The organism is Pseudomonas sp. LPB4.O (assembly GCF_038383825.1).
GTDB lineage: Bacteria > Pseudomonadota > Gammaproteobacteria > Pseudomonadales > Pseudomonadaceae > Aquipseudomonas > Aquipseudomonas putida.
The window spans coordinates 26,732-45,778 of the sequence record NZ_CP151298.1 but is presented as its reverse complement, the minus strand read 5'-3'; the positions used below and the strand labels follow the sequence as shown (position 1 = coordinate 45,778).

Below are 19,047 nucleotides of genomic sequence, written 5' to 3'. Positions count from 1 at the left end.
TTTCGCCATGCGTGCATTGTTGGTCGCCGGTTCACTGTTGCTGATATCCGCCTGTTCCACGTTGCCAGCCCCGGACCCGAACCAGGCCTGGATCGACCTTACCCCCTACGACAACACCTCGCTGGACGCCGTGCAGGTCGATGAACGTGACTGGGCCGACAGCCGCTATTTCGAAGTACAGCCCGGCAGCCACGAGCTGACCGTGCGCTACCAGTTCCCGGTCACACCCAGCAATATCGGCCCGGTCGACGAGCCCTTGTGGCGCGACTGCCAGGTCAAACTGACCTTCAAGGACTTTGGCGCCGGCCAGCGCTACCAGCTGCACGCTGGCAGTATCGGCTTCCGCCCGTGGATCAAGCTCTACGACGACCAGCAGAAAATGGTCGGCCAGGGCCTGCCCGCCGGCTGCCAACGCACCTGAACCGTACAAACGGCGCTATGCTTGTTACTTGTAAATCGCAAGTGGGAGTTTTGCCATGCGCCAGCCCATGATGCTGATCGCCCTCAGTGCACTGGGGGCTTGCGCCAGCCCCTTGCCCCCCGTCGACCCCAAGCAGGCCTGGGTTGATCTTTACACCATGACCCCCGGCCGGGTGATCATGGCCGACCGCCTCGATGGAAAGCGCCTGGAGGACGGCCGCTACTTTCAGGTAACGCCCGGCAAGCACGAACTGGTGGTGCGCTTCGATTATGAAATCTATTCGGGCGGGGTCATGTCCCAACCCAGGGACCGAACCTGCTACCTGACCGTGCGCTTTGACAACTTCAAGGCCGGGGAGCGTTATCGCCTGGAAGCGCGGGCGCCGGTGATGGAGCCGCAGGTGCTGCTGTATGACGCCAGCCGCAAGGTGCTGGTGAACGAGCCGAGCAACGTGTTCTGCATTCCGTGAGCTGGGGCTGCTTTGCAGCCCATTCGCAGCACAAGGCTGCTCCTACAGGGATCGCGTACCTTTGTAGGAGCAGCCTTGTGCTGCGATGGGCCGCAAAGCGGCCCCGAATCTACCGATCATTCTTCTGGTAAATGATCTTCTTCGTCCCGCCATCGCATGTGCCGACGACCATATTCTGGTCCTTGACCTCACTGTTGGGCACGATCTCCAGGGTGTAGGACGGCACACCCTGAGCCTGGATCTTGGCCTCGATCTCGGCTTTCAGTTCCTCGCACGGCTTGACCGCCGCCAACGTGGACGTGGCGACCAGGGAAGCCAACACGGCGATTGCTACGCGAATCATGGAACGGCTCCTGAAAAGGCAGCGTGCTGCCGACGCTGTTTAGACTACAGCAAACCGCCTCCGTTGCGCCGCTTCAGCCCACCAGCGCGGCATCCAGGCTGATTTTTGCGTTCAGCACCTTGGACACCGGGCACCCTTCCTTGGCCTTGTTGGCAATCTCCAGGAACTGCGCCTCGCTCGCCCCCGGCACCTTGGCCCGGAGCACCAGATGCACGGCCGTAATGGCAAAACCATCCGGCAGCTTGTCGAGCGTCACCTCGGCAGCGGTGTCGATCCGGTCCGCAGTCAGCCCTGCTTCACCGAGCATCATCGACAACGCCATCGAGAAACAGCCGGCATGCGCGGCGCCAATCAGCTCCTCCGGGTTGGTTCCAGATGTGCCCTCGAAACGGGTGTTGAAGCCATACGGGTTCTGCTTGAGCGCGCCGCTTTCGGTAGAAAGCAGGCCCTTGCCATCCTTCAAGCCACCTTGCCAGATCGCCGATGCTGTCTTTTTCATACTGCCTCCTGGTCATTCGGTTACGTGGTTATGGATTCAGAGGCCAGCCGCTTACGGCAAGTTCAGACCAATCGCACAGCAACCATTGAATCCCCCGAATATGCCCATACAGAGTTACAAAGGCCTCTGGCCAACCACCTTTGCGGAGGCTCCCATGACGCAGCTGCGTGACCTGAAAATATCCACCCTCGACCTTGTGCCTGTACGCGCCGATGCAGGCCCGGGGCAATCGTTGCGCAACTCGCTGGACCTGGCGCAACACGTCGAGCGTTTTGGCTACAACCGCTTCTGGGTGGCGGAGCACCACAACATGGACGGCATCGCCAGTTCGGCAACGTCGGTGCTGATCGGCTATCTGGCCGGGGGTACCTCGACCATTCGCGTGGGCTCTGGCGGGGTGATGCTGCCCAACCACGCGCCACTGGTGATCGCCGAGCAGTTCGGCACCCTGGCCAGCCTGTACCCGGGGCGTATCGACCTGGGCCTGGGCCGTGCGCCGGGCTCGGACCAGATGACCGCCTACGCCCTGCGCCGCGACCGTGCCGGCGGCCCGGACGACTTCCCGGACGATGTCGAGGAACTGTCGCGCTACCTCGGCCCGCGTACCGATGATCAAAAAGTGATCGCCGTGCCGGGGCACGACACTGACGTGCCGATGTGGCTGCTCGGTTCCAGCCTGTTCAGCGCCCAGCTGGCAGGCATGCGCGGCATGCCCTATGCCTTTGCCTCACACTTTGCGCCGCGCTACATGCACGAGGCGATCCGCGTTTACCGCAATCATTTCAAGCCCTCGACCACGCTGGACAAGCCGTATGTAATGCTGGGCATCCCCATGGTGGTGGCAGAAACCGACGAAAGGGCCGAATACCTGGCAACCTCGGTGTACCAGCGCATCCTGGCGCTGATTCGCGGCCAGAGCCTGATGCAGAAGCCGCCGGTAGAAAGCATGGATGGGCTGTGGTTGCCCCATGAGCGGGATACGGTAGGCAGTTTCCTCGGCCTGGCGATGATCGGCAGCCCGCAGAAGGTAAGGGCCAAGGTGGAGGTGCTGCTGGAGCAGACCGGGGCGGACGAGCTGATCTTTACCTGTGACCTGTATGAGCATGCGGACCGGATACGGTCCTATGAGCTGTTGGCGCAGGCTCTCAAGACCGCCTGACCTTCTTCGCGGGCTCGCCCGCTCCCACAGGACTGCACGGGTGCTTGACCCTGTGTATTACCTGTGGGAGCGGGCGAGCCCGCGAAAAAGCCAACGCATCAACCGCGGCGGTAGACAATTTCCTTGGTACCCGACTCACAGCTACCAACCACCTTGCCGGCCGGATCGCCCTTGTTGACGACCTCCAGCTTGTAGCCAGTAACCCCTTTGGCATCGAGCTTGGCGGCAATTTCCGCCTTCAGCTCTTCGCACGGCTTGCCCGCCGCCAGCGCACCACCGGCCAGTGTCATCAGGCCCAGCGCCAGAATCAGTTTGTTCATCGATCGCTTTCCTTGTGCAGATGAAATCAGAAAGGGCGCCCGCCAAGGCGCCCCCTCTCCTGAATACTCTATTAAGCCGGGATCATCCAGCCCGGCAGTGTTTCAGCTATTGGCGATACGAAAGCCCACCTTCAGCGTGACCTGAAAATGCGCGGCCTTGTTGCCTTCAATATGCCCGCGGGTATCGACCACTTCAAACCATTCCAGGTGCTTGATGCTCTTGCCGGCTTCGGCCAGGGCATTGTTGATCGCGTCTTCGATGCTGGTTGGCGAGGATCCCACCAGCTCGATCTTCTTGTACGTGTGATGGTCAGTCATGTTCACGCTCCTTGGATAACGGTGAAATTCAGCCTAGCAGGGTAGGCCTGGTTTACCTGCGAGCCATCCGCCAAGGTGAAAGTTCGATCGCACTTTCGCGCGGGCCAAGGGTCGCAACCTTACAGCCCATACTGCAAAGGAGAGTCAACATGCACCGCAACTCGCTGCGTAAAACATCCCTGGAAAGCATGGAAGCGGAGATCGAAAGCCTTCTGAAAAGCCTGGAAAATCTCAAGCATGACGCGTCGGAAGAGTCCCAGAAGTCGGTGAAGGCAATCCGCAGCAACGCCGAAAGTGCGCTGAAACACTCGCGTAGCCTGCTCAGCGATGCTTACGAGGAAGTGAAAACCCGCACCCGCCAGACCGGCATCGCCACCCGTGATTATGCACAGGAGCACCCGGTGACAACGGCTGGCGTGGTGCTTGGCGCCCTCGGCCTGCTGGCGGCCTATCTGCTGACCCGTCGCAACTAACCCGCCTGGCGTTCCAATTCGCGGCGCAGCCACTGCGCCAACTGCTCGGCGCGCCCATCTGCGGCGCGCCGCGGCACCCACAAGGCCAGCGCTGCCCGGGTAGGTGAAAAGCCCCACGGCGCGCTGAGGCGCCCGGCCCTCAAGTCATCAGCCACCAGTGGCTGTGGCGCGATGGCCACCCCAAGGCCTGCAACCGCAGCCTCCAGCAAATAGTACAAATGCTCGAACGCCTGGCCGTACTGCAACCCGGCCGGGTCCAATCCCTGTTGCCCAGCCCATGTCGGCCATGCTTGTGGCCGTGAGGTGGTATGCAAGAGGGCCTCGTCCAGCAGGGCATTGGCGGGCGCGTCGCGCAAGCGATCGAAGCCGGCAAAATGCGGGCTAAGTACCGGCCCGATACGCTCCTCAGCCAGCACATACACCTGCATGTCCGCCGGCCATGGGGGTTCAGCGTATACCAGCAATGCATCGAGCCCTGGACGACGTGGGTCGAGGTCACCTTCACCTGCGGACAAGTGCAGGCGCAACTCAGGCAAATCCGCCTTCAGGCGACCAAGCCTGGGGATAAACCAACGCGCTAGCAGGCTCCCCGAGCAGCCGAGCACAAACGGCGCCTCGCTGACATCGCGGCTGAGTTCTGTACACACGCTGCGCAACCGGTCGAAGGCCTCACCGCTGGCATCGCGCAGACGCACACCGGCATCTGTGAGTTTGATGCCACGCCCGTCCTTGACGAAAAGCGCCACCCCCAGGTGCTCCTCAAGCACCTTGATCTGCCGACTGACAGCGCCATGGGTAACATGCAGCGCTTCAGCCGCCTGGCTAACGCTGTTGAGCCTGGCGGTAGCCTCGAAGGCGCGCAGGGCATTCAGGGGAGGGAGATCGTGGGCCATTTTACCTGTGAGTTTTTCTGACAAGTTTGCGCAATCTTATCGGTTTTCAGCCGGGCTTGCCGTGGTTAGAGTAAAGCCCATCACTCATTCATTACGCCCTGGAGCGCCCCATGACCCAGTCCCAATACCGCCCCGGCCCCGACGCCAATGGCCTGTTCGGCTCGTTCGGCGGCCGCTACGTGGCCGAAACCCTCATGCCACTGGTGCTGGACCTGGCCCGCGAATACGAAGCGGCCAAGGCAGACCCCAAGTTCCTCGAAGAGCTGGCCTACTTCCAGCGCGACTACATCGGCCGCCCCAACCCGCTGTACTTCGCCGAGCGCCTGACCGAGCACTGTGGCGGTGCGAAGATCTTCTTCAAGCGTGAAGAGCTCAACCACACTGGCGCGCACAAGGTGAACAACTGCATCGGCCAGGTGCTGCTGGCCAAGCGCATGGGCAAAAAGCGCCTGATCGCCGAAACCGGCGCCGGCATGCACGGCGTGGCCACCGCCACCGTCGCTGCCCGCTTCGGCCTGCCGTGCGTGATCTACATGGGCGCCACCGACATCGAGCGCCAACAGGCCAACGTGTTCCGCATGAAGCTGCTGGGCGCCGAAATCGTCCCGGTTACCGCCGGTACCGGCACCCTGAAAGACGCCATGAACGAAGCCCTGCGCGACTGGGTCACCAACGTCGAAGACACCTTCTACCTGATCGGCACTGTCGCTGGCCCACACCCGTACCCGGCCATGGTCCGCGACTTCCAGTCGATCATCGGCAAGGAAACCCGCGCTCAGCTGCAAGAGAAGGAAGGCCGCCTGCCAGACAGCCTGGTTGCCTGCGTGGGTGGTGGTTCCAACGCCATGGGCCTGTTCCATGAGTTTCTCGAAGAGCCAACCGTACAGATCATCGGCGTCGAAGCGGGTGGCCACGGCGTGCACACCGACAAGCACGCTGCCAGCCTGAACGGCGGCGTACCCGGCGTACTGCACGGCAACCGCACCTACCTGCTGCAAGATGCAGACGGCCAGATCACCGACGCCCACTCGATTTCCGCAGGCCTCGACTACCCGGGCATCGGCCCGGAGCACGCCTACCTGCACGAAGTGAAGCGCGTCGAGTACGTCAGCATTACCGATGACGAAGCGCTGGATGCTTTCCACGCCAGCTGCCGCCTGGAAGGCATCATCCCGGCGCTGGAAAGCTCCCACGCCCTGGCCGAAGCGATCAAGCGCGCACCGAAGCTGCCAAAGGATCACCTGATGGTCGTGTGCCTGTCGGGCCGCGGCGACAAAGACATGCAAACCGTCATGAACCACATGGCCGCCCAGGAGAAACAGGCATGAGCCGTCTTGAACAACGCTTCGACGAACTGAAGGCCGAAGGCCGATCGGCACTGGTCACCTTCGTCACCGCAGGCGACCCGGGCTACGACGCCTCGCTGCAGATCCTCAAAGGGCTGCCGGCAGCCGGTGCTGACGTGATCGAACTGGGCATGCCGTTCACCGACCCGATGGCCGATGGCGTGGCCATCCAGCTGGCCACCCTGCGCGCCCTGGAAGCTGGCCAGACCTTGGCCAAAACCCTGCAGATGGTTCGCGAGTTCCGTGTGGATAACCACACTACGCCAATCGTGCTGATGGGTTACTACAACCCGATTCACCGCTTTGGCGTGGACGCGTTCGTGGCTGAAGCCAAGGAAGCAGGTGTCGATGGCCTGATCATCGTCGACCTGCCGCCAGAGCATGACGCCGAACTGGCCACCCCGGCCCAGGCTGCTGGCATCGACTTCATCCGCCTGACCACCCCGACCACCGACGATGCGCGCCTGCCGCGCGTGCTGGAGCGCAGCTCCGGGTTTGTGTACTACGTGTCGGTGGCCGGTGTGACCGGTGCCGGCTCGGCGACCACCGAGCACGTGACCGAAGCCATTGCCCGCCTGCGCCGGCATACCAAACTGCCGATCAGCGTCGGTTTCGGCATTCGTACCCCGGAGCAGGCTGCGAACATTGCCCGCCTGGCGGATGGTGTGGTGGTGGGCTCCGCGCTGGTCGACAAGATTGCCCAGGCTAAAAGTGCCGATCAGGCAGTAAATGATGTACTCAGCCTGTGCTCGGCACTGGCAGAAGGGGTGCGCTCAGCTCGCAATTGATTGCGAGGGCTCCGCCCTCGTTCGCGGCACAAGGCCGCTCCTACAGGGCATTGCGATCTCCTTGTAGGAGCGGCCTTGTGCCGCGAAGAGGCCGGCATAGGCAATACAAATCTACCCACCAAATATCGACAGCTTCAATGGCCGCACGGCCCCCATCCAGATCGCATGATCCCGGTGGTCCGCCAGTTCATCCCCGGTTTCCGGGTGCATGAATACCACCAGGCCCTTGCGGTACAGCGCCAACCAAGGCAAAACCACCCCTACCACTTCAGGCCCGAACGCCAGCTGGCAACTCCAGTCCGGGTGTGGCCCAACCGGCTTCTGATGCATGCGCCCCATGGTCACGGGAAACAGCCGCGCCGCCTCCTCGCACAGCTCCCGGGCCTGCTCCATGGTCGCTGCGTCGTAATAAACGTGGGCGTGGTAACCCTTGATCCTCTGCACGATAACTCCTGATTGCGGTCCAACCATCACCACCTGCAAAGGGAGTGATGCAGTGAAAAACGCCGAAACCCCAGTGTACAAACTGGTCTTGTTCGGGCCTGAAAGCAGCCTGGGCAATGCCCTGATGGCCGAGCTGCTGTCGCGCCAGCACGAAGTCACCGCCGTGGTCGATGACCTGAACCGCCACACCGCACGCCCGGGCCTGCACTTCAAGATAGGCGGGCTGGACGATGCCGACCAGGCAGAGCAAAGCGCGGCAGGGGGCTCGGCGGTGATTGCCCTGTTGTCGGCGCTGGCCCCAGGCGACCTGCCGGGGCAAGCACGGCTGAGCGAGGCGCTGGTGGCGGGGCTTGAGCGTACGACTATACGCCGGCTGTTGCTGGTGGGCGATTTCGCTGTGCTGGATGAGCCGGCCAAGTACAGCGAGGCAGAGCGCGAATGTGTGGACCAAGTGGTTGATGTGTTGCAGCGCAGTGCTTTGCACTGGACCTTGATCAATACGCCGCAGGCTTTGCCCGATGAGGGGTGGGCACGTGTGGCGGCGGGGATGGCGGATATGCTGGAACTGGACCTGCACCGGGGCGAGCATCTGAACTTCGTGGTCTAGATCGCCGGGGCTTGCCGGCGATGGGCCGCAAAGCGGCCCCAAAATCTCAAAGGCTGCGCTCATCCTCTAGCCAACCCACAAACCGCTCGATCAGCGCCCCACGCCGCTTGCGCGGCGGCAGCACCGCGTAGTACCCGCGCTGCGAGCGCAAACTCCCCTCCAGCGGCCGGCACAGCAACCCTTGCTCCACCAACCCATCCACCAGGTGCCCCCAGCCAATCGCCACCCCTTGCCCTGCAATCGCTGCCTGAATCAGCAACGTATAGTTGTCGAACCGCAATTGCCCCGCAGGCGGTGCGCTGGCCACGCCAAACCCGCGGAAAACCCCCGCCCAGTCAAACCAGCGGCTGGCCTGCTCGCCCTTCAAATGCAGCAAGGGCAAACGTTGCAAAGCCACGGCTGACAAGGGTTTGCCATCCGTCAGGCGGGGGCTGCACACCGGGAAAACTTCTTCATCGAACAGCCAGCGGCTTTCACCCTGGTGAAAGCGCCCATCGCCAAACAGCACCGCCACATCGATGTCCGGGCGCAACATCCCCTGGCTGCGTTCACCGGTCACCAGGCTCACATCCACCTGTGGATAAGCCTCGTGAAAGCGTTGCAGCCTTGGCATCAGCCAGAAGGCCGCAAAGGCAAAGTCGGTGGCCACCTGCAGCACTTCTCGCTGGCCACGCCCGCTGGCCTGGGAAATGCCGTCATCCATGGCTTGCAGGCCCTGGTGTACCTGTTCAAACAACAGCTGGCCGGCCTCGGTGAGCTCGATGCCCCGATAAATACGGTCAAACAGGCGCGTGCCCAGCTGGGCTTCCAGGCGTTTCACTTGTTGGCTCACTGCCGGCTGTGTCGTGCCCAGCTCCAGCGCCGCCGCAGTAAACCCCCGCAGGCGTGCCGCAGCTTCGAACACGCGCAAGGTATCCAGCGACAGCTCGGCAAGGTGCTCAAACATAAGCTCAGCTAATCCCAGTCATTGCCCGCCATGGGCTTTACCCATGTTATCCGCAGTCGCATCTTGGAAGGCAAGTGAATCGCATAACCCTCAACGATGGAAGCCACCATGACGCGCCCGAATATCCTGTTCATCATGGCCGACCAGATGGCCGCACCCTTGCTGCCGATCTACGCCCCTTCGCCTATCCAGATGCCGCACCTGAGCCGCCTGGCCGAGCAGGCGGTGGTGTTCGACTCGGCCTACTGCAACAGCCCGCTGTGCGCGCCGTCACGCTTCACCCTGGTCAGCGGCCAACTGCCCAGCCGCATCGGCGCCTACGACAATGCCGCCGATTTCCCCGCCGATGTGCCGACCTATGCCCACTACCTGCGCCGCCTGGGCTACCGCACGGCGCTGTCAGGCAAGATGCACTTCTGCGGCCCGGACCAGCTGCACGGTTACGAAGAGCGCCTGACCAGCGACATCTACCCGGCCGACTACGGCTGGGCGGTGAACTGGGACGAACCGGATGTGCGCCCGAGTTGGTATCACAACATGTCTTCGGTACTGCAGGCCGGCCCGTGCGTGCGTACCAACCAGCTGGATTTCGACGAGGAGGTGGTGTTCAAGGCGCGCCAGTACCTGTACGACCATGTGCGCGAAAACGATGGCCGGCCATTCTGCCTGACCGTTTCGATGACGCACCCGCACGACCCGTACACCATCCCCAAGCGCTATTGGGACCGCTACGAGGGTGTGGATATCCCCATGCCACGCGCCGAGTTCAACCAGGCAGAACTCGACCCCCACTCGCAACGCCTGCTCAAGGTTTACGACCTGTGGAACAAGCCGCTGCCTGTGGACAAGATCCACGACGCCCGCCGCGCTTACTTCGGCGCCTGCAGCTACATCGACGACAACATCGGCCAGCTGCTGCAAACCCTGGAAGAGTGCAACCTGGCCGACGACACCCTGATCGTGTTCTCCGGCGACCACGGCGACATGCTTGGCGAGCGTGGCCTCTGGTACAAGATGCACTGGTTCGAGATGTCGGCGCGGGTACCGCTGCTGATCCATGCGCCCAAGCACTTTGCGGCGGCTCGAGTCAGTGCCTCGGTATCGACCTGCGACCTGCTGCCAACCTTGGTAGAACTGGCTGGCGGTACTGTGGATAACAACCTGCACCTGGACGGCCGCTCGCTGCTTGGCCACCTGCAAGGGCAGGGCGGCCACGATGAAGTGATCGGCGAATACATGGCCGAAGGCACCGTAGGCCCGCTGATGATGATCCGCCGTGGGCCTTACAAGTTCGTGTACAGCGAAGACGACCCATGGCTACTCTATGACCTGAGCCGCGACCCGCACGAGCGGGAGAACCTCGCCGGCAGCCCGGACCACCAGGCGCTGCTGCAGGCATTTGCCGATGAAGCACGACAGCGTTGGGATATACCCAGCCTGCGCCAGCAGGTACTCGCCAGCCAGCGGCGCCGCCGCTTGGTGGCGCAGGCGCTGGCCATCGGCACGCTGAAAAGCTGGGACCACCAACCGCTGGTGGACGCCAGCCAACAGTACATGCGCAACCACATCGATCTCGACGACCTCGAGCGCAAGGCACGTTATCCACAGCCCGCACCCCTGGATTGAAAAGAGAGGCCGCCATGCACAAGTTCTCCGCCGCCGTGTTCGCCCTGGCCCTGGGCACCGCCACGGCCCACGCCGCCGACAGCGACGCGCAATGCAGTACCGTAAAAATGGCCGACCCCGGCTGGAGCGATATCGCCTCGACCAATGCCGTGGCCCGTCTGTTACTGGAAAGCCTGGGCTACAAGGTGAAGATCGACAGCCTGGCCGTGCCGATCATCTACGGCGGCTTGAAGGACGGCCGCGTCGATGTCTTCCTGGGCAACTGGATGCCGGCGCATCAAGGCTTCCATGACAAGTTCATCGCCAACGGCGATGTGCAGCAACTGTCACGTAACCTGGAAGGAACCGAGTTCACCCTGGCGGTGCCCGACTACGTGTGGAATGCCGGGGTGAAGGACTTTGCCGACCTGCAGAAGCATGCCGACCAGTTCGACAAGAAGCTGTACGGTATCGGCTCTGGTGCACCGGCCAACCTGTCGCTGAAGGCAATCATCGACAAGAATGAATTCAACCTCGGTCAGTGGAAACTGGTGGAGTCCAGCGAGCAGGCGATGCTGGCCCAGGTCGACCGGGCGGTGAAGAAACAGCAGTTCATCACCTTCCTTGGCTGGACCCCGCACCCGATGAACGTGAAGCTGAAAATGCATTACCTGACTGGCGGGGAAAAGTGGTTCGGCAGCAAGGGCGAGGTGTACACGCTGACCCGAAAGGGTTATCCACAAGCCTGCCCGAATGCGGCGAAGCTGTTGGGTAACCTGAAATTTACCTTGGACATGGAAAACGCCATCATGGCCGAGGTTGTGGATAAGAAGATCAGCTTCGATGACGCTGCCAGGGCTTGGGTGAAAACGTATCCCGAGGTGCTGGAAGGGTGGTTGGCTGGGGTGACTACCAAGGCCGATGGCAATGCCCTGGAGGCCGTCAAAGCCAAACTGTAGTTTCAGACACGACGCGCCCCTGTGGGAGCGGGTTCACCCGCGAATGCTGCATTGCATGTACCGACGCATTCGCGGGTAAACCCGCTCCCACAGGGGACAGTGGACCTTTGGAAATGTGAATATCTCATGCATCGCATCATTCACCTGCTGCCCTTCCTCACCTGGCTCCCGCGCCAATCGGGCCGCAGCCTGCGCCAGGACCTGCTGGTCGGCCTGAGCGGTGCCATCCTCGCCCTGCCACAATCCATCGCCTACGCGCTGATCGCCGGCTTGCCCGCCGAATACGGCCTGTACGCCGCCATCGTGCCGGTGCTGATCGCCTGCCTGTGGGGCTCGTCCTGGCACCTGATCTGCGGCCCCACCGCTGCCATTTCCATCGTGCTCTACGCCAGCATCAGCCCGCTGGCCGTGGCCGGCAGCGCCGATTACATCACCCTGGTGCTGCTGCTGACCTTCCTCGGCGGCATCTTCCAGCTGCTGCTCGGGCTCTTGCGCTTTGGCGCGCTGGTCAACTTCGTCTCGCATTCCGTGGTGCTCGGTTTCACGCTGGGGGCTGCGATCGTCATTGCCCTGGGCCAATTGCCCAACCTGCTGGGCATGAACCTGCCCAGCCAGGCTACGGCACTGAAAACCGTACAGGACCTGGCCAGCCATGCAGGGGAGGTCGACCTGCCTTCCTTGCTGTTGGGCCTGGCCACCGTAGTGATCGGCGTGGCCTTCAAGCTCTGGCGCCCACGCTGGCCGAGCCTGTTGATAAGCCTGGTGCTGGTCAGCCTGCTGGCCTGGCTGTTGCCGGGCTACTTTGGCCATGTGCCGCGCGTTGCGGCATTCACCGGGCAACTCCCGCCCTTCAGCCCGCTGCCTTTGCTAGACGTGGAGCTCATGTTGCGTCTGCTGCCCAGCGCCGTTGCGGTAGGCATGCTGGGGTTGGTTACCAGCCTGTCGATTGCCCGCTCGTTATCGGCACGTTCAGAACAACTGATCGACCCAGACCAGGAAATACGCGCACAGGGCCTGTCGAACATTGCCGGTGCATTTTTCTCTGGTTACTTGTCTGCCGGTTCCTTCACCCGTTCCGGGCTGAGTTATGAGGCAGGTGCCCGCTCGCCCATGGCCGGAGTATTTTCGGCGCTGTGGGTGGCGTTGTTTGCCGTTACCGGCGCCGGCCTGATCGCACACCTGCCGATACCGGCCATGGCCGGCAGCATTCTGCTGATCTGCTGGGGGCTGGTGGACCATCGGGGGATTCGCGCGCTGTTTCGGGTCAGCCGCTCGGAGTTTCTGGTGATGGCGCTGACGGCGGCGGCCACCTTGCTGCTGGAGCTGCAGACGGCGATCTATGCCGGTGTGCTGGCTTCGCTGTTCTTTTACCTCAAGCGCACGTCACGGCCACGGGTGCAGCAAAGCCGTGAAGGAGACGCGGATGTGTTACGGGTGGGCGGGTCGATTTTCTTTGGGGCGGCGCATTACCTGCAGGTGCGCTTGCAGCGCTGCCAGGGGCCGCATGTGGTGATCGACGCGCGGCAGGTGAATTTTATCGATTACTCGGGTGTGGATATGTTGCACCGCGAGGCGCGGCGGTTGCGGCGATTGGGCGGGAGTTTGACCCTGCACCGGGCCAGGCCGCAGGTGATCGAGGAATTGCAGAAGCTGGAAGGGGTGGAGTTGTGCCCGATCCGGTTTGAGGAGTGAGGCTGAGATCCTGGGGCTGCCGCGAATGGGCCGCAAAGCGGCCCCGACAATTTCAGCCCCGAGCCAGCTGCCGGCGCAGCTCCGCCAACACTGGCGCGGTATCAGGCCGCACCCCACGCCAGATAAAGAAGGCTTCAGCCGCCTGCTCAGCCAGCATCCCCAACCCGTCCAGTACTTTCGCAGCCCCCAGCTGGGTAGCCCACGCGCAAAAAGGCGTCGGCGCCTTGCCATACATCATGTCGTAGCAAACCGTGCGCCCCGCCTCGACCAGGCTGTCGGCAATCGGCGGCATTTCCCCGGCCAGGCTCGCCGAGGTGGCGTTGATGATCACATCCACCGGCTCCTGCAACCAGGCAAACCCGCTGGCCACCACAGGCCCCAGCTCATCGAACTCACGCGCCAGCTGCTCGGCTTTTTCCACAGTGCGGTTGGCAACCACAAGCGACTGCGGCTTGTGCGCCAGAATCGGCTCCAGCACGCCCCGCACGGCGCCACCGGCACCGAGGATGAGAATGCGTTTGCCAGCCAGTTCGACCCCGGCATTCACCGTCAGGTCGCGCACCAGGCCAGCGCCATCGGTGTTGTCGCCCTGCAAGGTGCCATCAGCCAGCTTGCTCAGCGTGTTCACTGCACCAGCGCGCTGGGCACGCGGGGTGAGGCTGTCGCACAGGCGGTAGGCCTCTTCCTTGAACGGCACGGTGACGTTGCCGCCGCTGCCTTGCTTGAAGAAGCCGCGCGCGCAATCGCTGAACTCGTCCAGCGGCGCCAGCAGGGTGGCGTATTCCAGGTCCTGGCCGGTCTGCTCGGCAAACAGGCGGTGGATCAGCGGCGACTTGCTGTGGCCGATGGGGTTACCAAAAACGACGTACTGGTCCATGACGGCTCCTTGTTTATCCACAAGCTTACTGGCCAAGCCAGTCGCGGTCCTGCAGGAAGTACTCGGTCAGGCGCGCTTCTTCGCTACCGGGTGCGGCCTTCCAGTCGTAGCCCCAACGCACCTGAGGCGGCAGCGACATGAGGATGGACTCGGTGCGGCCACCGGACTGCAGGCCGAACAGGGTGCCACGGTCGTAAACCAGGTTGAACTCCACGTAGCGGCCGCGGCGGTATTCCTGGAACTCGCGCTGCTGCGGGGTGTAGGGCGTGTCCTTGCGGCGCTGGACGATCGGCAGGTAGGCGTTGACGAACGCATCGCCGATGGCGCGGATGAAAGCGAAGCAGGTGTCGAAGTCCCACTCGTTGAGGTCGTCGAAGAACAGGCCGCCGATGCCGCGTGGCTCGCCACGGTGCTTGAGGTGGAAGTAGCGGTCGCACCAGGCTTTGTAGCGTGGGTACACGTCGGCGCCGAACGGTGCGCAGGCCTGTTCAGCCACGCGGTGCCAGTGGATGCAGTCTTCTTCGTTGCCATAGTACGGCGTCAGGTCGAAGCCGCCGCCGAACCACCATACGGCCTCTTCACCTTCCTTCTCGGCGATGAAGAACCGCACATTGGCGTGGGAAGTGGGCACATGCGGGTTGTGCGGGTGGATCACCAGCGACACACCCAGGGCCTCGAAGCCACGGCCCGCCAGTTCGGGGCGGTGGGCGCTGGCCGAGGGTGGCAGGCCTGCACCAAACACATGGGAGAAGTTGACCCCGCCTTTCTCGATTACCTTGCCGTCGCCGATCACCCGCGTGCGGCCCCCGCCACCGGCTTCGCGCACCCAGGCATCCTCGACGAAGCGGGCACCGCCGTCTTCTGTTTCGAGGGCATAGCAGATGCGGTCTTGCAGGTCGAGCAGGTAGGCTTTCACGGCCTCGGTGCGGCTAGTCATCGGGTCACCAGGAACGGGCAGGGAAGAATTCGCGCGTAGCATACCACCGCCAGCGCACGCGCCGCAGTTGACGGCGATCAAGCAAAGGCGTCCGATAGAAGGCCTTTTCCCGATCCCGACTACAGGAGTGCGAGATGGCCAAGCGTATCCAGTTCAGCCAGCATGGCGGCCCGGAAGTGCTGCAGTTTGTGGAATTCGAACCCACCCCGCCCGGGCCGCAGCAGGTGCGCGTGCGTAACCACGCCATCGGCCTGAACTTCATCGACACGTACTTTCGCAGCGGGCTGTATGCCCCGCCGTCCCTGCCTTCTGGCCTGGGTACCGAGGCGGCCGGGGTGGTCGAGGCCGTGGGCGAGGGAGTGACCCGCCTGAAGGTGGGTGACCGCGTGGCCCATGCCGGTGGCCCGCTGGGTGCGTACAGCGAGGTGCATACGCTGCCGGAGGCCAACCTGGTCAAGCTGCCCGACAACATCAGCTTCGAGCAGGCCGCAGCGGTGATGCTCAAGGGTTTGACCGTTCAGTACCTGTTGAAGCAGACCTATGAAGTGAAGGCGGGCGATGTGATCCTGTTCCACGCGGCAGCGGGTGGCGTCGGTTCGCTGGCCTGCCAGTGGGCCAAGGCCCTGGGCGCCAAACTGATCGGTACCGTGAGTTCTGCCGAGAAGGCCGAGCGGGCCAAGGCGCTGGGGGCATGGGAAACCATCGACTACAGCCACGAAGATGTGGCCAAACGTGTACTGGAACTGACCGACGGCAAGAAATGCCCGGTGGTGTATGACGGCGTAGGCGCCGATACCTGGCTCACCTCGCTGGACTGCCTGCAGCCACGCGGGTTGATGGTGAGCTTTGGCAATGCCTCGGGCGCGGTGAGCGGGGTGAACCTGGGGATCCTGGCGCAGAAGGGCTCGTTGTACGTCACCCGGCCGACGTTGGCGACCTATGCCAATAATGCCGAGAACACCCAGGCCATGGCCGATGACCTGTTTGCGATGATTGCGAGTGGCAAGCTGGTTGTGGATATCCAGCAGCGGTATCCATTGAGCGAGGCGGCCAAGGCACAGGCGGAGCTGTCGGCGCGGCGGACTGTGGGGTCGACTGTTTTGTTGCCTTGATTGGTAGGAGACCGCGTTAGGGCGGACAGGTGCTTGCCTTGGTTTTTGTGGTGTTGCGCAGATCGAGCGCCGCCCGCGCGGCGCTTCGCAGCACAAGGCTGCTCCTACATTTGTTTCGGTCCAGTAACGCCTGTGCCTATGCGCGCGACCGCCTTGTTTGTCCGACATGATATCGATGTGAACACCAGGGGCCGCGCGCCTTGCCTCAGGAATAATTGGCCCGAAACAGATGTAGGAGCAGCCTTGTGCTGCGAAGCGCCGCGCGGGCGGCGCTCGATTTCACAGGCGCTGAAACCCTCAAGGCAGGCACCTGTCAGCTCTCACACCTTCTTCTGCGGCTGCGGTGTCGACTCGATGCCATCGAGTATCGCCTCAATCACACCCTCCGCCATTTCAATCGCATGCAGGTTCGACCAGAACATGCCACGGCCCTCTTCGCGCATGTAGTCCAGGGCTTTGTAGCCGGTTTCGTAGGCGCTGCGCAGGTACAGGGCTACGTGGACCAGAGCATCCTCGGCAGAAATGTTTGGGTTGACGGTGAAGAGTGGATCGTGGCCGGCATCGCAGCGGCCGAAGGGGCGGGTGGAGGTGCATGGGAGGGGTGGATCGGGGACTATTTTCTTCATCATTGGAAAATGCTCCTCAAGGCCGCCAACCCTCACTACCACGTGAATGGGTGGCGACTGTACGCGAGGTGGTAGACCCGGGCATTTTCCAATCCAGGCAGGCTCGAAAGCCTCCCACGCACAGCCGCCATAGACTGTCATGGAAAAAATGCATCCGGGCTACCACACCCGATCGCCAAGTTATTCGGCGACGGATAGAGCCTAAAGACACTGGTTCCTACTGAACAGGTGATGGCAGGGGACGCGGGTCGTAGGATATTTCCCAATCCTCAAACCGGACAACCATTCGAGACAAAATCAGAAAAATCTGCAGGGGTTGGCGGCCCAATCGCCGGCAAGCCATGTCCAGTACTTGTGGGAGCTGGCTTGCCTGCGATCGAGGGCGAAGCCCTCGCCAGCGGTATCAGCCCGGGCGCACAACCTCGCCGGTTGCCAGGTTGCGAATCACACTCGGGTTCTTCCGCCCCCCCAGCGCGCCGCCAAGCACCAGGTCCAGCTGGCCGTGGAAGTACTGCTCCACCCGCAACCGGGTCTTCGCCGCCGGGCGCCCGCCGGGGTTGCACGAGGTGGAAATCAGCGGCCCCACCAGCGCGCACAGTTCACGCACCACCGGGTGGTCACTGACGCGCAGCGCCACAGTGTCATGCTGCCCCGTCACCCACTCGGGCAGCAGGTCCTGGTGCGGCACCAGCCAGGTATTCGGCCCCGGCCACGTGCTGCCCATGCGGTCGATCCAGTCTTCGGGGAAGTCCTCGAACAGAAAGTCGAACTGGCGGATGTTGTCAGCGATCAGAATCAGCCCTTTATCCACAGGCCGCGACTTCAGCGCCAGCAGGCGATACACCGCGTCCTCGTTCCATGGGTCGCAGCCCAGGCCCCAGACCGCTTCCGTCGGGTAGGCGATTACTGCGCCCGCCCGGATCTCACGTGCGGCTTGTTGCACACGAAAACTGCTCACCATTGCTGTTACTCCGCCTGAATACCTTGCTTGTGCGCAGTGTACTTAGCCCGCGCGGGCAAACCAACGCCCGGCTTCATTGCTGACCCGGCCTTCCAGCTCCAGCTCGGTCAGCTGCGCCAACACTTCGGCCAGCGGCAGCTCGCTGCAGTGTGCGAGGCTTTCGCTGGTTTGAGGCGCTGCATGCAGCAGGGCAAGCAGGGGATGGTCGAACCTGTCCACAACTGCAGGCGGCAGGTTCTGCCAACCCTTCAGGCTTTCCAGGATCTGCTCCACACTTTCCACCAGCAGCGCCCCATCACGGATCAGCTGGTGGCAGCCCTTGGCCCCCGGGTGGTGAATGGAACCCGGAATGGCATACACCTCGCGGCCTTGCTCGGCCGCCAGGCGCGCAGTGATGAGCGAGCCACTGGCCAAGCTGGCCTCGACCACCAGCACGCCCAGCGACAAGCCGCTGATGATGCGGTTGCGCCGTGGGAAGTTGCCGGGCAGTGGCCCGGCGTCCAGCGGATACTCGGAAACCAGCGCACTGCCGTTGTCGATCATCGCCTGCGCAAGCTCTTGATGGCGCTGTGGATAAAGTTTTTGCAGCCCCGTACCGAGCACGGCAATCGTGCACCCACCGGCCTGCAACGCGGCCCGATGAGCGGCACCGTCGACACCCACCGCAAGCCCGCTGGTAATGGTGAAACCAGCCTGCGCAAGGTAGCGGGAAAATGCCCGGGCGGTGTCGAGCGCCGGGGGTGTGGCACGTCTGCTGCCCACAATCGCCAGCTGAGGGCGGTCGAGCAAGGCCCGGTCGCCGGCAACGAAAAGCAGCGGCGGGGCATCGTCGATTTCTGCCAGCAAGGCAGGGTAGCCAGGGCCGTCCCACATCAGCAAATGCTGGCCGGGGCGCTCTAACCAGGCCATTGCGGCGAGCGCGCCCTCGCGTACCTCGGCACTGCGCCGGGCATCGATGGTGGCTTGGGGGATGCCCAACGCTCGCCAAGCCGAACCGGGAGCGCTAAGCGCACTAGAGGCGCTGCCGAACGCATCCAGCAAGGTGCGAAAACGTCGCAATCCTGTCTCGGGCAAGCGATGCAGGCGTAATCGAGCCTCCAGTTCGGCAGGCGGGCAGAGCGACGAATGGTAACTGGGCATGGGGATCGTCCTTGATCGAAACAGGGCCATCTACGTGGCACAACCTGTGGATAACTCTGTGAGTAACACTTTGAAAACCTGTCCATTGGCTGGGGGCTATAAAGCCCATAGA

The 19,047-nt window shown here is 62.9% G+C and carries 23 protein-coding genes; 11 read left to right on the top strand and 12 right to left on the bottom strand.

The genetic code is table 11. The features are described 5' to 3' along the window. Positions 1-7: 7 nt before the first annotated feature. Together MRBLPB4O_RS00230 and MRBLPB4O_RS00225 are read left to right on the top strand one after the other, a co-directional pair. The gene (locus MRBLPB4O_RS00230) at positions 8-421 is read left to right on the top strand and encodes a hypothetical protein (RefSeq protein ID WP_016484245.1); all 414 of its coding nucleotides are present in this window, start codon (positions 8-10) and stop codon (positions 419-421) included. Between the two features lie 55 nt (positions 422-476). Then, complete coding sequence (locus MRBLPB4O_RS00225) at positions 477-890, top strand: hypothetical protein (RefSeq protein WP_341797202.1); 414 nt, start codon at positions 477-479, stop codon at positions 888-890. 109 nt (positions 891-999) lie between these two features. On the opposite strand, the gene MRBLPB4O_RS00220 is transcribed toward MRBLPB4O_RS00225, so the two are convergent. Continuing rightward, a complete protein-coding gene (locus MRBLPB4O_RS00220; RefSeq protein WP_016497391.1) occupies positions 1,000-1,233 on the bottom strand; it encodes a DUF1161 domain-containing protein in 234 nt (77 codons plus the stop codon). Positions 1,234-1,306: 73 nt separating this feature from the next. After that, positions 1,307-1,732 (bottom strand): OsmC family protein, encoded by a 426-nt coding sequence (locus tag MRBLPB4O_RS00215; protein ID WP_341797201.1) that lies wholly within the window; start codon positions 1,730-1,732, stop codon positions 1,307-1,309. A gap of 154 nt (positions 1,733-1,886) precedes the next feature. On the opposite strand from MRBLPB4O_RS00215, the gene MRBLPB4O_RS00210 reads away from it, so the two are divergent. Then, a complete protein-coding gene (locus MRBLPB4O_RS00210) occupies positions 1,887-2,891 on the top strand; it encodes an LLM class flavin-dependent oxidoreductase (protein ID WP_341797200.1) in 1,005 nt (334 codons plus the stop codon). Between the two features lie 98 nt (positions 2,892-2,989). Here MRBLPB4O_RS00210 and MRBLPB4O_RS00205 read toward each other — a convergent pair whose 3' ends face one another. Next, positions 2,990-3,211 (bottom strand): DUF1161 domain-containing protein, encoded by a 222-nt coding sequence (locus MRBLPB4O_RS00205; protein ID WP_341797199.1) that lies wholly within the window; start codon positions 3,209-3,211, stop codon positions 2,990-2,992. Between the two features lie 102 nt (positions 3,212-3,313). Continuing rightward, on the bottom strand, positions 3,314-3,529 hold the full coding sequence (locus tag MRBLPB4O_RS00200) for a dodecin (RefSeq protein WP_016497387.1): 216 nt from the start codon (positions 3,527-3,529) through the stop codon (positions 3,314-3,316). A 149-nt stretch (positions 3,530-3,678) separates the two neighbouring features. Here MRBLPB4O_RS00200 and MRBLPB4O_RS00195 point away from each other — a divergent pair, with 149 nt between their 5' ends. After that, a complete protein-coding gene (locus MRBLPB4O_RS00195; RefSeq protein WP_341797198.1) occupies positions 3,679-4,002 on the top strand; it encodes a DUF883 family protein in 324 nt (107 codons plus the stop codon). Here the strand turns inward: MRBLPB4O_RS00195 and MRBLPB4O_RS00190 are convergent. Next, positions 3,999-4,895, bottom strand: a complete 897-nt coding sequence (locus tag MRBLPB4O_RS00190) for a LysR family transcriptional regulator (RefSeq protein ID WP_341797197.1) — start codon at positions 4,893-4,895, stop codon at positions 3,999-4,001. The genes MRBLPB4O_RS00195 and MRBLPB4O_RS00190 overlap by 4 nt on opposite strands. Before the next feature lie 110 nt (positions 4,896-5,005). Here MRBLPB4O_RS00190 and trpB point away from each other — a divergent pair, with 110 nt between their 5' ends. After that, positions 5,006-6,223 carry a tryptophan synthase subunit beta gene (gene trpB / locus MRBLPB4O_RS00185; RefSeq protein ID WP_341797196.1) on the top strand — a complete coding sequence of 406 codons (1,218 nt, stop codon included), beginning with the start codon at positions 5,006-5,008 and terminating at the stop codon, positions 6,221-6,223. Continuing rightward, positions 6,220-7,029 (top strand): tryptophan synthase subunit alpha, encoded by an 810-nt coding sequence (trpA, locus tag MRBLPB4O_RS00180; protein WP_341797195.1) that lies wholly within the window; start codon positions 6,220-6,222, stop codon positions 7,027-7,029. Before trpB ends, trpA begins: the two co-directional genes overlap by 4 nt. Positions 7,030-7,140: 111 nt before the next feature. Here trpA and MRBLPB4O_RS00175 read toward each other — a convergent pair whose 3' ends face one another. Further along, entirely contained in the window at positions 7,141-7,473 is a 333-nt protein-coding gene (locus tag MRBLPB4O_RS00175) for a DOPA 4,5-dioxygenase family protein (protein ID WP_016497382.1), read from the bottom strand. Between the two features lie 52 nt (positions 7,474-7,525). Between MRBLPB4O_RS00175 and MRBLPB4O_RS00170 the strand changes: the two genes are divergently transcribed. Continuing rightward, positions 7,526-8,080, top strand: a complete 555-nt coding sequence (locus MRBLPB4O_RS00170; protein WP_341797194.1) for an NAD(P)H-binding protein — start codon at positions 7,526-7,528, stop codon at positions 8,078-8,080. Between the two features lie 46 nt (positions 8,081-8,126). Here MRBLPB4O_RS00170 and MRBLPB4O_RS00165 read toward each other — a convergent pair whose 3' ends face one another. After that, positions 8,127-9,026: a LysR family transcriptional regulator gene (locus MRBLPB4O_RS00165; RefSeq protein ID WP_341797193.1), complete on the bottom strand. Its 900-nt coding sequence runs from the start codon at positions 9,024-9,026 to the stop codon at positions 8,127-8,129. Positions 9,027-9,134: 108 nt separating this feature from the next. Here MRBLPB4O_RS00165 and betC point away from each other — a divergent pair, with 108 nt between their 5' ends. The 3 genes from betC to MRBLPB4O_RS00150 all read left to right on the top strand — a co-directional run bounded on the left by betC (position 9,135) and on the right by MRBLPB4O_RS00150 (position 13,282). Further along, entirely contained in the window at positions 9,135-10,652 is a 1,518-nt protein-coding gene (gene betC / locus MRBLPB4O_RS00160; protein ID WP_341797192.1) for a choline-sulfatase, read from the top strand. Between the two features lie 14 nt (positions 10,653-10,666). Further along, positions 10,667-11,590, top strand: coding sequence for a choline ABC transporter substrate-binding protein (gene choX, locus MRBLPB4O_RS00155; RefSeq protein ID WP_341797191.1), 924 nt, complete (start codon positions 10,667-10,669; stop codon positions 11,588-11,590). A gap of 126 nt (positions 11,591-11,716) precedes the next feature. Next, positions 11,717-13,282 (top strand): SulP family inorganic anion transporter, encoded by a 1,566-nt coding sequence (locus MRBLPB4O_RS00150; RefSeq protein ID WP_341797190.1) that lies wholly within the window; start codon positions 11,717-11,719, stop codon positions 13,280-13,282. Positions 13,283-13,334: 52 nt separating this feature from the next. On the opposite strand, the gene aroE is transcribed toward MRBLPB4O_RS00150, so the two are convergent. After that, complete coding sequence (aroE, locus tag MRBLPB4O_RS00145; RefSeq protein ID WP_341797189.1) at positions 13,335-14,159, bottom strand: shikimate dehydrogenase; 825 nt, start codon at positions 14,157-14,159, stop codon at positions 13,335-13,337. Between the two features lie 25 nt (positions 14,160-14,184). Next, on the bottom strand, positions 14,185-15,096 hold the full coding sequence (hemF, locus tag MRBLPB4O_RS00140; RefSeq protein WP_341797188.1) for an oxygen-dependent coproporphyrinogen oxidase: 912 nt from the start codon (positions 15,094-15,096) through the stop codon (positions 14,185-14,187). 134 nt (positions 15,097-15,230) lie between these two features. Between hemF and MRBLPB4O_RS00135 the strand changes: the two genes are divergently transcribed. After that, positions 15,231-16,208: an NADPH:quinone reductase gene (locus tag MRBLPB4O_RS00135; protein WP_023047734.1), complete on the top strand. Its 978-nt coding sequence runs from the start codon at positions 15,231-15,233 to the stop codon at positions 16,206-16,208. 320 nt (positions 16,209-16,528) lie between these two features. Here MRBLPB4O_RS00135 and MRBLPB4O_RS00130 read toward each other — a convergent pair whose 3' ends face one another. The 3 genes from MRBLPB4O_RS00130 to dprA all read right to left on the bottom strand — a co-directional run bounded on the left by MRBLPB4O_RS00130 (position 16,529) and on the right by dprA (position 18,935). After that, complete coding sequence (locus tag MRBLPB4O_RS00130) at positions 16,529-16,837, bottom strand: hypothetical protein (RefSeq protein ID WP_341797187.1); 309 nt, start codon at positions 16,835-16,837, stop codon at positions 16,529-16,531. A gap of 400 nt (positions 16,838-17,237) precedes the next feature. Then, positions 17,238-17,795, bottom strand: a complete 558-nt coding sequence (locus MRBLPB4O_RS00125) for an L-threonylcarbamoyladenylate synthase (RefSeq protein WP_011953122.1) — start codon at positions 17,793-17,795, stop codon at positions 17,238-17,240. Positions 17,796-17,837: 42 nt separating this feature from the next. Then, positions 17,838-18,935: a DNA-processing protein DprA gene (gene dprA / locus MRBLPB4O_RS00120; RefSeq protein WP_016497370.1), complete on the bottom strand. Its 1,098-nt coding sequence runs from the start codon at positions 18,933-18,935 to the stop codon at positions 17,838-17,840. Between the last annotated feature and the right edge of the window lie 112 nt (positions 18,936-19,047).

Coding starts and splice junctions, on each gene's coding strand:
- MRBLPB4O_RS00200 (WP_016497387.1), bottom strand. CDS start 3,529: ATGACTGACCATCACACGTACAAGAAGATCGAGCTGGTGGGATCCTCG.
- MRBLPB4O_RS00190 (WP_341797197.1), bottom strand. CDS start 4,895: ATGGCCCACGATCTCCCTCCCCTGAATGCCCTGCGCGCCTTCGAGGCT.
- MRBLPB4O_RS00130 (WP_341797187.1), bottom strand. CDS start 16,837: ATGATGAAGAAAATAGTCCCCGATCCACCCCTCCCATGCACCTCCACC.
- choX (WP_341797191.1), top strand. CDS start 10,667: ATGCACAAGTTCTCCGCCGCCGTGTTCGCCCTGGCCCTGGGCACCGCC.
- trpB (WP_341797196.1), top strand. CDS start 5,006: ATGACCCAGTCCCAATACCGCCCCGGCCCCGACGCCAATGGCCTGTTC.
- MRBLPB4O_RS00220 (WP_016497391.1), bottom strand. CDS start 1,233: ATGATTCGCGTAGCAATCGCCGTGTTGGCTTCCCTGGTCGCCACGTCC.
- MRBLPB4O_RS00135 (WP_023047734.1), top strand. CDS start 15,231: ATGGCCAAGCGTATCCAGTTCAGCCAGCATGGCGGCCCGGAAGTGCTG.
- hemF (WP_341797188.1), bottom strand. CDS start 15,096: ATGACTAGCCGCACCGAGGCCGTGAAAGCCTACCTGCTCGACCTGCAA.
- betC (WP_341797192.1), top strand. CDS start 9,135: ATGACGCGCCCGAATATCCTGTTCATCATGGCCGACCAGATGGCCGCA.
- MRBLPB4O_RS00195 (WP_341797198.1), top strand. CDS start 3,679: ATGCACCGCAACTCGCTGCGTAAAACATCCCTGGAAAGCATGGAAGCG.
- aroE (WP_341797189.1), bottom strand. CDS start 14,159: ATGGACCAGTACGTCGTTTTTGGTAACCCCATCGGCCACAGCAAGTCG.
- MRBLPB4O_RS00225 (WP_341797202.1), top strand. CDS start 477: ATGCGCCAGCCCATGATGCTGATCGCCCTCAGTGCACTGGGGGCTTGC.
- MRBLPB4O_RS00205 (WP_341797199.1), bottom strand. CDS start 3,211: ATGAACAAACTGATTCTGGCGCTGGGCCTGATGACACTGGCCGGTGGT.
- MRBLPB4O_RS00215 (WP_341797201.1), bottom strand. CDS start 1,732: ATGAAAAAGACAGCATCGGCGATCTGGCAAGGTGGCTTGAAGGATGGC.
- MRBLPB4O_RS00125 (WP_011953122.1), bottom strand. CDS start 17,795: ATGGTGAGCAGTTTTCGTGTGCAACAAGCCGCACGTGAGATCCGGGCG.
- dprA (WP_016497370.1), bottom strand. CDS start 18,935: ATGCCCAGTTACCATTCGTCGCTCTGCCCGCCTGCCGAACTGGAGGCT.
- MRBLPB4O_RS00165 (WP_341797193.1), bottom strand. CDS start 9,026: ATGTTTGAGCACCTTGCCGAGCTGTCGCTGGATACCTTGCGCGTGTTC.
- trpA (WP_341797195.1), top strand. CDS start 6,220: ATGAGCCGTCTTGAACAACGCTTCGACGAACTGAAGGCCGAAGGCCGA.
- MRBLPB4O_RS00210 (WP_341797200.1), top strand. CDS start 1,887: ATGACGCAGCTGCGTGACCTGAAAATATCCACCCTCGACCTTGTGCCT.
- MRBLPB4O_RS00230 (WP_016484245.1), top strand. CDS start 8: ATGCGTGCATTGTTGGTCGCCGGTTCACTGTTGCTGATATCCGCCTGT.
- MRBLPB4O_RS00150 (WP_341797190.1), top strand. CDS start 11,717: ATGCATCGCATCATTCACCTGCTGCCCTTCCTCACCTGGCTCCCGCGC.